Origin of the sequence: Streptomyces hyderabadensis, assembly GCF_020404845.1 — a bacterium.
Lineage (GTDB): Bacteria > Actinomycetota > Actinomycetes > Streptomycetales > Streptomycetaceae > Streptomyces > Streptomyces hyderabadensis.
Genome location: NZ_JAIOJZ010000031.1, coordinates 23,399 through 38,100, shown reverse-complemented (window position 1 = coordinate 38,100; position 14,702 = coordinate 23,399). Strand labels below are relative to the sequence as shown.

The 14,702-nt window shown below is 74.6% G+C and carries 3 protein-coding genes; all 3 read right to left on the bottom strand.

Features of this window, described 5'->3' with window-relative positions; all coding sequences use genetic code 11:
• Positions 1-74: 74 nt before the first annotated feature.
• Genes K7854_RS23205 through K7854_RS23195 form a run of 3 tightly spaced genes read right to left on the bottom strand, consistent with a single transcriptional unit; the run spans position 75 to position 14,679 of the window.
• Positions 75-6,791, bottom strand: coding sequence for a type I polyketide synthase (locus K7854_RS23205; RefSeq protein WP_226028480.1), 6,717 nt, complete (start codon positions 6,789-6,791; stop codon positions 75-77).
• A gap of 47 nt (positions 6,792-6,838) precedes the next feature.
• Positions 6,839-13,042, bottom strand: coding sequence for a type I polyketide synthase (locus tag K7854_RS23200; protein WP_226028479.1), 6,204 nt, complete (start codon positions 13,040-13,042; stop codon positions 6,839-6,841).
• Between the two features lie 53 nt (positions 13,043-13,095).
• On the bottom strand, positions 13,096-14,679 hold the full coding sequence (locus K7854_RS23195; RefSeq protein WP_226028478.1) for a PfaD family polyunsaturated fatty acid/polyketide biosynthesis protein: 1,584 nt from the start codon (positions 14,677-14,679) through the stop codon (positions 13,096-13,098).
• Positions 14,680-14,702: the final 23 nt, after the last annotated feature.

Here is a 14,702-nt window from a genome sequence, read left to right as displayed (position 1 = left end):
TACCGCATCCTCGCCGAGGACGAAGCGGAGAGCTGAACAGCCATCAGAGCTCCGACCCCCGAGGACCGAGCAGATCACCGCACGGGCGGGGGCCCCGACACCACCCGCATCCCCAGCCCCCGTACCCGGTAGATGCACGTGTCGTCCCCCCACAGCGTCGCGTCCGCGACGGCATAGGGCCCGCGTGCGTCCGTACCGGTCTCCACGATGTCCATGTCCACCCGGATCAGCCGGTTGGCGGGGGTGATCTGGCCCCGGTACGTCCACACCGTCTCCCGGCCGGGCAGCACCGGTTCGAATCGGGGGTGGACGATCCCGTCCGCCGCGCCGCCCTCGATCAGGTGGTACTGGAGCAGCTGGCACATGGCCTCGACCCCCAATGAGCCGGGCTGCACCGGGTCTTGGAAGAAGTGGGCCCGGAAGAACCAGGCATCCGGGCGCACGTCCTTCTCCGACCGCAGCCGGCCGAGCCCCGCGCTTCCGCCCTCCGGCCAGGAGCCCGTGACCCGGTCCAGCATCAGCAGCATGCGGCCCGGCAGGTGCGGCTCCCCGGCGCAGTAGCGGGCGGGCCTGGCGGTCAGGTCGACCACTCGGTCGCAGGGCTCGTCGAGACGGGCGCGCTCCTCGGCCGGGACCGGCAGCCCTTGCTGGTCCTCGAACGCCGACCGGGGGAAGTAGCCGAAGACCGTGGTGAGTTCGGCGAGGGGCGCGTCGTCGGCCGTGCACACCACCCGGAACGACTCGATGATCATGTCCCCGCTGCGCGAGACACGGGTCAGTTCGGACCGGGTGCGGATCGTGCGCGTCCCGGCGGTGACCTCGCCGGTGACCGTCTTCACTCCGTCCAGATTGCGGAACAGCAGGTCCTGCTCGCTGGTCGTCGCGCTGCCGACGTACGAGGCCAGCCACCCGCAGGGCTGCAGCGCGACCTCCATGAGGACCGAGAGCGGCATGCACCGGGACGGGTTCTGCTCGAAGTACCACGCCCGTTCCGGTACGTCGTACTCGGCGACGACGACGCTGCCCTCCCGCATGCCGCCCTGGACGCCGTCCACCGAGACGATCCGGCTCATGAAGTGGTAAGGCGGCCCGGGGAGCCTGGCGACCCTGCGGGTGCCGTCGAAGCGCTCGTACATGGTGCCGAACGCCTCGCTGGGCCTGCCCCAGGCGCATGCCAGCAACGACGCGTAGTCGAAGCGGAACCCGTCGGCAGCGACGGCCACCGCCTTTTCCTCCCGGTGCCCGGACAGTCCGCCGAGCCGTGACGGCGGCACCGGCGCTCCGTCCTCCTGCACGGCGGGCGGGCCCGTGACCCGCCACTGCGACAACGGCCAGTCGGGCACCAGCCGGAGTGCCATGCCGCGCCCCAGGAACGCCTTTCTGCCGTCCACCGACCCGAGGACATCGGCGTGGAGCGTCGGCACCGGCCCGGCCGAGACGCCCCGGACGAACACCTCGTAGACGATCCTCCGGGACTCCGGGGTCGCCTGGCCCCGGCACTTGGCCCGGGACGGCTGGGTGTCGACCGGTTCGAAACGCCAGCCGTCCCGGTCGACGGTGTGGCCCGAGGCCGTCAGATAGAAGGCCATGGCCTGAAGACCACCCTGGAGCATCAGGGTGCCAGGCATACAGGGGTCGTTCTTGAAGTGGCCGGTGAAGAACCAGTCGTCCGGGGACACCGCCGTCTCGGCCCGCAGATACCCCCGGCCCCACGGCCCGCCGACCGGGTCGAACACGGTGACCTCGTCCAGCAGGCGCAGCCGCTCCCCGTCGAGCAGGGGCGTCCGCACATGGGCTGCCGTCGCCTCCCAGCCCTGCCCGAAGCACTCCGCGGGCGACCCCTGCGCCAGGGCCCGCACCCGGTCCGTGCCGAAGCTGGTCCGCTCGCAGCGTACGGCAGGAGGGTCGCACGGAAGGTCGTCGTCGGGAGCGTGCTCGGCCGGGTCCCAGCGCACCCCGCCGCCGGCGGCCAGTTCGGCGGGGGTGAAGAAGCCGGCTTGGCCCTCGCGGACGCTGAGCCGCAACTCACCGTCCACGTAGCAGTCGTAGTGGAAGAAGGCCAGCCGGACCCCGCCCGCCTCCGCGTGGCCGTCCACATGGATCTCGAAGCACAGGGTGTCGCCGGGGCGGGGCGGGCCGCCGTGGAACGTCACCTCGCAGCCGAGCAGGCGGTAGGCGCGCTCGCCCCGGTTGAGCAGGTCCGCCCCCAGCCAGCTGAGCAGCAGCAGATCGGCCTGTCCCGCCTCGATCAGCACGCCGGCCGGCATGCATCCCGTCGCGTCCAGGTACCAGCTGTCGGCCAGGACGTCGGTCTCCGTCCAGATCCGCCCGTCCGTGCGGACCGGCCCCGGCAGGACGAGCGCCGCGGGCACCGCGTCGATGGCGGTGACCCGGTCGGCGAAGAGCATGGGCGGTCCGGGCATCCGGGTCTGCACCGCGTACCGGTCCTGCTCGGCGAAGCGCGGACCGAACAGCGCGGAGATCTCCCCGGAGGCGAGGTACTCCAACTGGGCCCGGTCGAACACCGGCTTCGCCCCCGGGACAGGGACCGGAGCCCTGCCGGGGCGCGGGGCTGATACCGGGCCCCGCGGCCGCACCGGGACGGGCGGGGCGCACGGCGCTGGTACGGGGAGGGCGGCGGACGGCGGTGCGGAGGCAACGTCTCCCGCGGGCAGGGAAACCGCCGCGCGTCCGGCGTCCGTCCTGCCGCCCGCCGTCAGCGCCGTGACGGCCAGCGCGGACACGTCCAGGAACCGCCGGTGGGCCTCCGCGTGCGCGGCCATGATCTCCTCGTGCACCAGGGCGGCCCGCCGGCTCTGCCGGACGACCGTGCCTGCGACCTCCGGCGACCCCGACGCCGGGGACGCCGGGTCGGACAACCGGGCCACCGGCCCCACCGCGGCGGCGGATACGGCAGCAACCGGGGCGCCCGGCCGTTCCGCGGGAGCGGCCCGCTCCGCCGGCACCGGCGCCAGCTCGGGGGCCCGGGGCAGAACGGTCACGACGCGCTCCAGGGGCGGCAGGCAGGGCGTGGGGGGTACGGCAACGGTGACGGTGGGGCCGGGGGCTGGGAGATCGGTAGCGGCCTCGGCGAGCCGTGCGGTCAACGCGTCGGCCCGCACCGGCACCCCGGCCACCACGAGTTCGCCGACGGCCAGGCACAGATTCCGCAGCCCGGTGTCCTCCGGGGTGTCCAGCGCGACGGCCACATGCTCCCGGTCCCCGAGGACCCGCTTGATCCAGCCGGTGCACAGCTTCCGGGGCCCGTGCTCCACGAAGACGCGGACACCGTCCGCCCACGCCCGCTCGATCGTCGCCGCGAAGTCGATCGTGCCCAGTCCCTGAGCGGTGAGCGCTTCGGCGGCCCGCTCGGTCGTCGGACGGTACGCCCGGCCGGTGGCCGCGCTGTAGAACCGGACCCCCGGCACATCGACCGTGGGGCGACGGTGGGCCTCGCGCCACACCTCGCGGACCTCCGCCAACTCCGGGGCGTGGGCGGCCATGTCGTAGTCCAGTTCGATCGCCCGGTCCACGCCGAGCCGGGTGACCACGGCCGCGCATGCCTTGGACTCGCCGCCGACGACGCAGACCCCCGGCGCGTTCACCGCCATCAGATGGACCGCCCGCTCCCCGGCGAGCTCCGCGCGGACAGCCTCCAGCGGCGCGGCGACCAGATAGCTCGACCAGCGGTCGCCGTCGATGCCGCGCTGCCGCCAGTAGCGCCGCACCGCCCGCAGCTCACCCGTGAGCTCCGTGGTGAACAGCCCGCTCTCCCGCGTCGCCTCGTACAGCCCCGAGGCGTCCGGCCACGCGCCCAGCGCGACCAGTGCCGTCGACTCGCCCGAGGAGTAGCCGATCGCGGCGTCCGGCCGCAGGCCCAGCACCTCACGGCTGAACACGGTGTGGAAGACCGCCAGTTCGGCGACGGACCAGATCTGGTCGAGCACGCCGGGCCCCCTCCCGGAGCGCAGCCGCGTCCCGATCGCCCGGTGCCCCGCACGGACGCTCTCGCCCAGCGACGGGTACGCCAGCGTCAGCGCGTGGCCCATCCCGGGGTACGCGGCCGAGCCGTTGGTGTACACGAAGGCGGTCTCGCCGCCGATCGGCGCGTCCCGGTACAGGACATCCGCCGGGCGGGCCCCGCCCTGAGCCAGCCAGCGACGGGCCGCTTCGCGGCGCTCCGCCCAGGCGGTGCCGCCGTCCGCCACGAGAGCCAGCCGTGCCGGGCCCGCCGAGGACTCGGTCCCGGCCTCCAGTGCGGCCAGCACCTGAGCGCGGTCCGCCCCGGAGAAGACGCGCAGGCGCGGGGCGGGCCCCGGCAGCCACGGCCGGGGGTCCCCGGCGCGCAGCCGGACGCTCGTGGCCGGCCCCTCCGCCGGTACGGCGACGACCCGCGCGGTGTGGGCGACGGCCGCCGTGTCGGCGGGCGCGTCGGGGCGGGGGACCGCGCGGTGCTGGAGCGAGAGCGCCGCGACGGCGACGGACACCAGCCCGGAGGCCGCATGGGCGCGACCGAAGGCGGACGCCGGATCGAATCCCGCGTCCGGGCCGTCGCCGATGACCATGTCGGGTTCGTCGTCGGCTTCCTCGTCCAGTACGGCGACGACGGTGTCCCCGTCCCGGCGGGCGGCGTCCAGCAGCTTGAGGACCAGGACGACCGCCGCGTCACCGGGCTCCACGCCGGGAGCGGATTCCCGCACGGCGGCCCGGTGGACCGCTTCGCAGGACAGGTCGGTGGCGCCGACGAGCGCGGCGTCGGCCTCCCCCGACCGCAGGGCGCGGGCGGCAGCCTCCAGCGCCACCAGCCCGGACGCCTCCTCGGCGGACACCGTGAAACTCGGTCCCGCCAGGTCCAGTTGGGTGCTGATGCGGTTCGCCGCCAGGTTCGGCATGCTGCCCACCACCCCCTCCGCCGTCATGGGTTGGGCGAAGGCGTCCCGGGCGAGGTCCGCCCACGCCGCCGTGACGGGCACACCCGACTCCTCCAGCCAATGGGGAATCCGCCAGCGCGCGCCCGCCCGGGCCACCTCCGGGTCCACGCCGGTACCGATGACCACCATGGTCCGCTCCCGGGGCAGGCCCACCGTCCGGGCGGCCTCCCGGGCGGCCTCCAGCACCAGGAGTTGATGGCGTACGGTCCGCTCCAGGGCGAGCGGGGGGAAGCACAGGCCCGTCAGCTGCACGGCGATCTCCGCGACCGGGCCGCGCCGTCCACCGCCCAGCACCGCCCGGCGGAGGTCCTCGACCGACGTTCCCTCCCCGACCCGCGCCCCGATGGCGACGATCGCCACGGGTACCGCGCATGCCCCGGCCGTACGGTCGCCCGGCGCCCCGCTGTCGGCTGCCGCGGCCGGGGTTTCCGGCGCGTCGGGTCCCGGCACCGGGTCCTGCGGTGCCCGCTCCGCCGGTGCGGCCCGGCGCGCGGTGGACCGCGGTCCGTACACCGGCCGGGGCACGGAGGGCGGGGGAGCGTCGTCCGGGTCGTCGAGGAGCAGGTGGGCGTTGGTCCCGCCGAACCCGAACGCGCTGACCGCCGCCCTGCGGGGTCCTGCCCACTGCTCCGCCGTGTCCAGCACGCGCAACGGCGTGCCCGACAGGGCGTCCAGCGGCCGACGCGCGCCGAGTGTCGCCGGGCGCACCCCGGAGCGCATCGCACCCAGCACCTTCAGCAGCCCCACCACGCCCGCCGAGGCCAGCAGATGCCCGACGTTCGACTTCGCCGAACCGATCGGCACGTCGTCGGCGGCCCCGAAGACCCGGGCCATGCCCCGTGCCTCCACCGCGTCGCCGACCGGGGTTCCCGTCGCATGGCACTCGACGAGCGAAACCGACTCGGGAGCGACGCCCGCCACCTCGTATGCCAGGCTCATCGCCCGCACCTGGCCCTCCTCGGACGGGCTGATCAGACCGGACCCCCGCCCGTCGTTGGACAGCCCCACCCCGCGGATCACGCCGAACACGGGGAGCCCGGCCGCGCGGGCGTCGGAGAGCCGCGCCAGGGCGACGAACCCGGCGCCCTCACCGTGCACCAGTCCGTCGGCGTCCCGGTCGAAGGGGCGGCTGCGCCCCGTACGGCTCGTCGCGGACAGCCCGCAGAACCCCACGTGCAGGTAGAGAGGGTCGGGCCGGCTGACCGCACCGGCCACCATCAGGTCGGCCGTGCCGTCGTGCAGGCGGTCGCACGCCAGCTTGATCGCGTACAGCGAGGAGGCGCAGGCCGCGTCGAGGGACCACGCCCCGGCCCCGAGCCCGAGCGCGCGGGCCGCGAGCAGGGCCGGGAGACCGGAGGAGAAGCGGTTGCGGGCATCGGGGCGGGGGCGGCGACCACCCGTCAGCAGCGCGTCGCGGAGCTCCGGGCGCTGCGCCGACAGCCAGACGTGTTCGGCGAAGGCCGCGCCGGTGGAGGTGGGGTACGACAGGTTGCCCAGGATCAGCCCGCCGCGCCCCAGCGGCGCGGTGCGGCCCGCCTCCATGAGCGCCTGCCGCACCCCGTGGAGCACCCAGTGGAAGAGCGGGTCCAGCGTCGCGATCCGCTCCGGGGGGACGAGAAAGCCTTCCGGGTCGAAGACGGATTCGAACCCCTCGACGTACCCTCCGATATCGGTCCAGGTGCGGTCGAGGTGGTCGTCCACCGTGCCCATGACCCGGTGGCGCGGCAGCCGCCACCGGCCTTCCGGGGCCGCCGTCAGACTCGTACGCCCGGCGGCGACGTTCTCCCAGAACCCGTCCGGGTCCAGTGCGCCGGGCAGGACACAGCCCCGGCCGACGATGGCGATCGGTTCGAAACGCATGCGGGTCTCACTTCACGGCGGGTGCGGACAGGAGGGAAGGCGCCCGGTCAGGAGGGGCTGCTGACGAGTTCGACGCCGGTCAGCTCCAGCAGGACGGACCCGTCGGGGCCGATCAGCGCGGCGTCGCAGCGTGCCCCGGTGTCGTGGACCTTGCGTCCCCGCACCACACAGCGCACGGCGTCGTCCACCGGGCCCCGCCGGTACACCCTGCACTCCGCGACGGCCATCGGCAGGGTCGCCGACCCGAGCACCTTCTCGCCCCAGAGCAGCGCGAGTTGCAGCGCGCCGTCCACGGCGGCCGGATCCAGCGGACCGTGCCCGCCCGGCCAGCCCAGGGACCGCAGGCCCGCGACCGTCGCCTCCGCCCCGTGCTCCGACACACCGCGCACTTCGCGCAGGGCGTGGAACCGGGGGCCGTGGAAGAGGACGCCCCCGTGGTACGGCGCGGCCACGTCGAGCGGCTTCAGGTCCGCCGGGGCGTCCCAGGAGGACCGGTCGGGCGCACCGTCGCCCGTGTCCACGACGGCACGGAAATGCGCCGGGCCCTCCTCGCCCCGCAGCTCCGTCTCCAGCCCGGCCGGGGAGCCGGGCGCGCCCCGGCTGCCGAGCACGGTGAGCCGGTGGCCCACGCCTTCCAGCTCCGGCAGGTCGTACTTCCGGTACACCCGCAGATCACGCAGGACGAGCGGCCCCTCGGTCGGCAGCCAGGCCGCCGCGGCGCCCGCGAACCAGTTCAGGACCAGCGCCACGGGCAGCACCGGGACACCGGCGGGCGCGTGGTCGGCCAGCTGCGGCAGGGTGCCCGAGCTGACCAGCACCTGTGCGCGCAACCGCTCGTCCGCGGCAGCCGGCCCGTCGCCCGCCGTCAGCACCACACGGGCCTCGTCGGCCGCACCGTCCAGTTCGGCGGTGCAGGCCGCGGCCCCCTGGGCCGGGGGGATGAGCGGCACCCCGGCCCGGCCGAAGTGCGCGGCCAGGGCCGGGGTGACCATGCCGCCCTGCCAGGGGCCCCAGGCCACGCAGCGCACCAGGCAGTCGGGGCGGCGAGCCTGCTCCGCCGACGCGACCTGCTGGAGGACCTCGTTGGCCATGGCGTAGTCGCTCTGGCCCGCGTTGCCGAACACGGCGGCCACCGAGGAGAACAGCAGAATCGTGTCCAGGGGATCGTCCGCCGTCGCCGTCAGCAGCGCCCGCAGCCCGTCCACCTTCGTGGCCATGACCGGCTCGGCCTGCTCGTCGGTCTTGTCCGCGATCCGCTTGTCGGCGAGCACGCCCGCCCCGTGCACGATGCCGGTCACCGGCCCCCACGTCGCGCGCACCTCGCGCAGCGCCGCGGTGAGAGCGTCGGCATCCCGGACATCCACCCTGACGTACCGGGCGGGCGAACCGGCGGCCTCCAACCCGGCCAGCGTCGCCCGTACTTCGCGGGCGGCGAGAATCCCCCGGGCCTCCTCCGCGATCCGGGCGGGCGAGGACCCCTCCGTATCCCCGGCCCGCTCCGCGAGGAGTCGGGTGAGGGCCCGTTCGTCGGTGGCCGATGCCAGTCCGGCGGGCTCGGCGGCGGCCTCCGTCCGTCCGAGCAGGACGATCCGCGGCCGGTGGGTCCTGGCCAGGTCGAGCAGCGCGGCGGCGGTCACCCCGCGGGCACCGCCGGTGGCCACGATCACGGAGTTCTCGCCGATGCGCGGGGCGCCGCCGGGTGTGAGCGGGGCGGGCACCATCCGCAGCAGGGCGCGGGTGCCGTCCGCACGAAGGCCGACCTCCGTGTCGGCTCCGCCGTCGAGCAGTTCGCACACGATCGCGTCGGCGACCTCTTCGTCGTCCCGCCCGCCCCGCTCGCAGTCGAGGACCCTCACCTGGACGTCCGGCCACTCCTTCGCGGCGGTCCTCGCCAGTCCGGCCGTCCCGCCCAGCCACGCACGGCCGGGCGCGTGTCCGCCGAGCCCGAAGTCGCCGCCGGTGTCCTGGACGGTGACGAACAGGCCGCCGCCCTCGGGCTCCCGCCGTGCCAGCGCGCGCGCCGCGCGGAGCGCCGAGCGATGGACCTCCCGGGCCTCGTCCGGTGTGCCGTCCGCGGAGAGGCCGCCCAGGTGGATGACGCCGCGCGCCCCTTCTGGCACCTCCGTCACGGCGGTGGCGTCCACGCCGCGCTCCGCCAGCTTCCGGGCCACGAGGCCGACGACCGGGCACCCCGTCACGTCCTCGCCGCTCACCACGACCGGCCCGTCCAGCAGCCCCGCCGTGGCCAGCCCGGACGCCGGAGACTCCACCATGCGCGGCACCAGCCGGGTCAAGGGTGTCCACCCGTCCGCCCCCGCGTCATCGGCGGACCGCCCGGATCCGTCGCCGCGTACGGCCGGGACATCGACGGTCGTGGAGAGCGGGGCGGCCTCGCGAGTCTTTGCCGGGGAGGGCTCGAACGCGTCCGCGCGGGGCGCGGGCACCCCAGGGACGTCCGGCTCCGACGCCGACCCGGCGGGTGGGGCGCCGGAGGCGAGTGCCGCGGTGATCTCGCGCAGGGTACGGAGCTTGCCGAGCCGTCCGGCGTCCCCGACCGCCACGTCGCCCACCCGGCGGCGCACGGCCGACAGAATCTCGACACGCTTGATGGAGTCGACGCCCAGGTCCGCCTCCAGATCCATGTCCACGTGCAGCATGGCGGTCGGATAGCCGGTGAGGTCGGCCACCACCGACAGGAGCAACTCCTCCAGCTCGGAGGAAGACAGCTCGGAGGAAGACAGCTCCGAGGGAGCAGGCTCCGACACCGATCGGTCCGGCGCCGACGCGTCCCGTGCCGGTGCTTCGGTCGGTGCCGGCTCCGATACCGAGGGGCGCACCGCGTCGCTCGCCGGAGGAGCGCTCGCCTCCGGCACGGGATACGGCGTCGCGCCCCCGACCACCGCCACGGGAGCCGGCGCCGCCACCGGGGGCGCCACGGCGGCCGGTACGTCGAGCGGGCCGACGGAGCGCGGGAGCGGCAGCGGAGCGGGTGCTGTCATGTCCGGGACCGCGCCCGGGACCGGCGCACCGAGCAGCGCGGCCAGGCTCGTTTCGGTCATCCTCAGGAAGGCCATATGGCTGTCCGTCAGCAGACGTTGACAGGCGAGGTGGGTCTCGGCCGTCTGCCGGTGGATGCTCTCGACGGCCAGCTGCCGATCGTCGCCGATGACCGGGCGGGCGTCAGCCGGCGCCTCCGCCGGGTGCGACGGCCCGAACCGCTGCTGCGAAGACGCGGCAGCCGGCACGGATACCGGCGGCAGCGGCACGTCGCCGGGGGGCTGCGAGGGCAGAGCGACCGCCGGTGCGGGGACGGCGACAGCCGGTACGGCGTCGGCGCGCGGCCCGTATTCCGCAGCATGCGTCGGTTCGACGTGTGGGGTTCCGGAGGGCGGGAGCTGACCGTAGTTGGCTCCACTGATCTTCACGGTCATTCGGGGCTCGCGCTCCTTCGCTGGTGTTCCGGGCGATGCGTAGGGGGTCCAGAGGGGGACGAGGTCGAGGGGAACGCCCCGTACGGCGAGTTCACCGAGCGCGGCGTGGAAGGTGTCGGCGCCCGCCCCGGCCGGCCGGTCGAGGGGCACGGCCGCATGCTCACGGTCGCCGAGGATCTGCCCGACCAGGCCCGTGAGCGTGGCGCCCGCGCCGACCTCCACGAAGGTCCGCACCCCCGCGGCGTACATCGCCTCGATCTGGTCCTGGAAGAGGACCGGCGAGGCGAGATGACCGGCGACCCGGCGGCGCACTGCATCCGGGCACGAGGGGTAGGGCGCCGCGTCCGTGTTGCCGTAGACCTCGATCTGAGGTTCTGAGAACGTCACCGTGCGCAGATGGGCGGCGAGCGGCTCGACGGCAGGGGCGACCAGCGGGCTGTGGAAGGCGGTCGACGCGGACAGTCCGCGGGAGGCGATCCCCGCGGCCGAGAAGGCGCTCCTCGCCCTTTCGACCGCCGCCGCCGAACCTGAGAGCACCGTCTGACGGGGCGAGTTGTGGTTGGCCGGCCAGATGTCTTCGAAGCCACCGCCGGCCAGTACCTCCGCCACGCGTTCGCGGTCCGCCGCCACCGCCAGCATCGCGCCCGGGGTGGCCGCCGCCTCCCGCATCAGCTCGCCGCGGCGACGCGCCAGCCCGACCAGCGACTCCGCGTCCAGGGCGCCCGCGCAGTGCAGTGCCACCAGTTCGCCGAAACTGTGGCCGGCCACGCAGTCCGGCCGCAGCCCCAGTTCCCGCACCACCGCCAGCAGCGCGAGCGCGTGCACCGCCAGCGCCGGCTGAGCCCACTCGGTGGCGTTCAGCAGGGCCGCTCGGGCGGCGCGCTCCTCCTCGGTGAAGGCGGGCGGCGGGAACACGGCCCGGTGCAGCGGCCTTCCGTCGAAGCGGGTGGAGCCCAGCCGGTCCCACACGGCCTGCGCGGCCGGGGCCAGCATCGCGAGCCCGGCCCCCATCCCGACGTACTGGGAGCCCTGCCCGGGGAACAGGAAGCCGATGCGGCCGGGCGCGGGCTCGCCGTACGCGTACCGGATTCCGGAAGGGGCCGAGAACGACGCCTCGGGGCGCCGCCGGACGTGCACGAGCGCCTGCGCGTACTTCCTCCGCAGGTCATCGGTGTCGGTGGCAACGACGGCCAGCCGCACCCGGGCGGTGGGCGAGAACGCGGCGTGGCTCTCCCTCGCCAGCTCGGTCAGCGGCCGCCCGTCCTTGGGCAGTTGTTCCTCCAGGGCGGACGGCGAGGCGACGGCGAACAGGACCAGCTCGCTCGACGCCGTGCGGTGGCGCAGGGCAGGGCGGCCCGTGTTCTTCGGCGCCGGGCGCGCAGGGGTGTCCGCCTGCGTGCCCGACGAAGGGGTGGGCACGGTCGGCGGCGTGTATTCCTCCAGGGTGACGTGGAAGTTGCTGCCGCCGAAGCCGAAACTCGACACCGCCGCCCGGCGCGGATGACCGGCCGGCCGCACCCACGGCCGGGCCTGAGTGTTCACGTAGAACGGGCCGTCAGGGGCGGCGGCCGCCGGGTTCGGCCGTTCGACCTTGACTGTGGGCGGAAGCACCTTGTGCTGGAGGGCCATCACTGCCTTGAGCAGCCCCGCCGCACCCGCCGCGCACTTGGTGTGCCCGATCTGCGACTTCACCGAGCCGATCGCGCACCACTGGCCGTCAGGACGTCCCGAGGCGCCGAACACCGCGTTGAGCGCGGCCAGTTCCGCGGTGTCCCCGGCCTTCGTGCCGGTGCCGTGCGCCTCGACCAGCTCCACGGTCTCCGGCGGGTAGCCGGCCTCGTCGTACGCGCGTCGCAGGGCCCGTTCCTGGCCCTCGGGCAGCGGGGCGTAGATCGCTGTGCTCCGGCCGTCCGACGAGGTGCCGATGCCCCTGATCACGGCGTGGATCCGGTCGCCGTCGCGCTCTGCGTCGGACAAACGTTTCAGGGCGTACATCACGACCGCCTCACCGAGCATCGTGCCGTCCGCCGCCTCCGCGAACGGGCGGCAGTCGCCGCTGGGGGAGAGCGCGGGCGTCTTGGAGAAGCACAGGAACATGCCGATGTCGTTCCCGGTGTCCACACCGCCGCTGATGACCAGGTCCGCCCGGCGCAGGGACAATTCTCCGACCGCCGTCGACAGGGCGGCCAGCGAACTGGCACAGGCGGCGTCGGTGGTGTGGTTGACGCCGTGCAGATCGAACCGGTTGGCGATCCGTCCCGCCACGACGTTGCCCAGCAGCCCCGGGAAGGTCGACTCGCGCCACGGCTCGAAGCGGGCGGCGATGCGGTCGCACACAGCCTGCGCCTCGGCCTCGTCAAGCCCGCTCTCCCGCAGCCCCGCCAGCCACGTGGGGCGCTGGGAACGCCCGTACATGTGCGGCAGCAGTTCGAGGGCGGCCGCCCCGAGGACAACGCCGGTCCGGTCCCGGTCGATCCCGGACGTCCCGCCGGCGTCACTCAGCACCTGGTCGGCGACCATGAGGGCGAGCAGCTGGGAGGTGTCCGTGGCCGGCAGATTGGCGGGAGGCACCCCGTAGGCCATCGGGTCGAAGTCCACCTCGGGAAGGAAAGCGCCCCGGCGGGCGTACGTCTTGTCGGAGGCGGCCGGGTCCGGATCGTAGTGGTCCTCCACCCGCCAGCGGGAGGCGGGAACCTCGGTGATCAGGTCGCGGCCGCCGGTCACGACCCGCCAGTAGCCGGCCGCGTCCGTGGCGCCCGGAACCAGTGCCCCGACGCCGACCACGGCGATGGGGACCTGGCGGGGGGTGGAGCCGGACATGGTCTCTCCTCGGGGTCGGGCGGCGGCGGACGGTGCTGCGTCGGCGGGGCCGCTCATGCCAGCTCACGCGGCGTGTAGGTGAACGCCTCGGAAGGCAACGGAACGCCGTACGTGCGCAGTTGATGGGCGCGGGTGAGTGTCGCGGCCCCTTCCAGCAGGTTGAGGGCGATCTGCGTCACGGACCGGTGGGGCGGTTCTGCCAGGAAGGTGCCGGCCGCCCACCGGTTGAACGCGCCCATCGCCGGTCCGCACCAGATCTGGTAGTCGGCCCGCCGCGCGCTCTCCCCGGTGATCGCCCACCGGCTGGAACTGCCCAGGTACCAGCGGAACACCAGGGCCATGCGGTGCCGGGGGTCGGCCTCCGCACGGACGGTTTCCGCCGGATCGCGCTCCTCCCAGAAGGCACGCGTGCGCTGCCAGACCTCTTCGAACGGGGCGCCCAGCACGTCGCGTTCGATGGCGGTACGAAGCGCCTGCGGGATCTCCTCCAGCGAGCCGTGGTCACGGTAGGCCGTGTACAGGCGGCCGGCCCGCCGGGCGAACATCGTGCCCCGTGACAGCACTTGCAGCTTCACGCCCAGCTCGAACATGTCGGCCGACGGCGCCATGGCGACATCGGCGACGTCCGCGTCGCACAGCATCGCCTTGGCCTCGTCGGACAGACCGGCCTCGACCGCCGTCTGGTTCACCGAACCGGTGACGACGTAGGACGCGCCGAGAGCGAAGGCGGCGGCCACCGCGTCCGGGGTGCCGAGACCCCCGGCCGCGCCGAGGCGGACCGGCCGCCGGTACCCGAACCGCCGGCAGACCGTGTCGCGCAGGGCGGCGATCCGCGGCAGCAGGACCGACAACGGCCGGTTGTCGGTGTGCCCGCCGCTGTCCGCCTCGACGGTGATGTCCTCGGCCACCGGCACCAGAGCCGCCAGAGCCGCCTCCTCGCGGGTCAGGCTGCCCCGCGCGACAAGAAGGTCCAGCAGAGCGGTCGGGGCGGGGGAGAGGAACCTCTCGGCCACCTCGGGACGGGAGAGCTTCGCGAGCAGCCGCGTACGCCGGACGACGCCGCCGTCCGCACCCCGGCGCAGGCCCCGCGCCGAGCTCAGGACGACCGCAGGGGTCAGCTCCATGAACGCCGACACCGAGATCCGGGGGACACCGCACCGCAGCAGAAGCTCCGCGACCCGCCACTCCAGCTCCGGTTCGGCCGGTGAGTGGATGAGGTTGACTCCCCAGTTAGTGCGGGACCCCAGTTCGTGCGCCAGGGAGTGCACAGCCCGCTCCACCTCCGGGAGGGGCAGGCCGCCCGCACCGAAGAAGCCGATCATCTCCGCTCGCGCCATCGCCGCGACCATGCCGGTGGTCGCGATGCCGTTCGCCATCTCCCCCGCCACATAGGGGAAGCGGACGCCGTGCGCCTCGCAGAAAGTCCGGCCGCCGAGCCACTCGGGGTACAGCGGCGGCAGCGTGCCGAGCACCGGACCGTCGGGCGGCGCCCCGGTCGCGAGGCCCAGCTCCCGGCCGTCCGGCCCGCTGACGACGTGCACGGGTTCCCGGATCAGCCGGACACGGTCGGCGATCCCCTCGGGGGAGAAGACCGGCGGACGCACGGCAAGGGCGCGGGGAGCGGCGAGAACGGACACGGAACTCCAACGGGACGGGACAC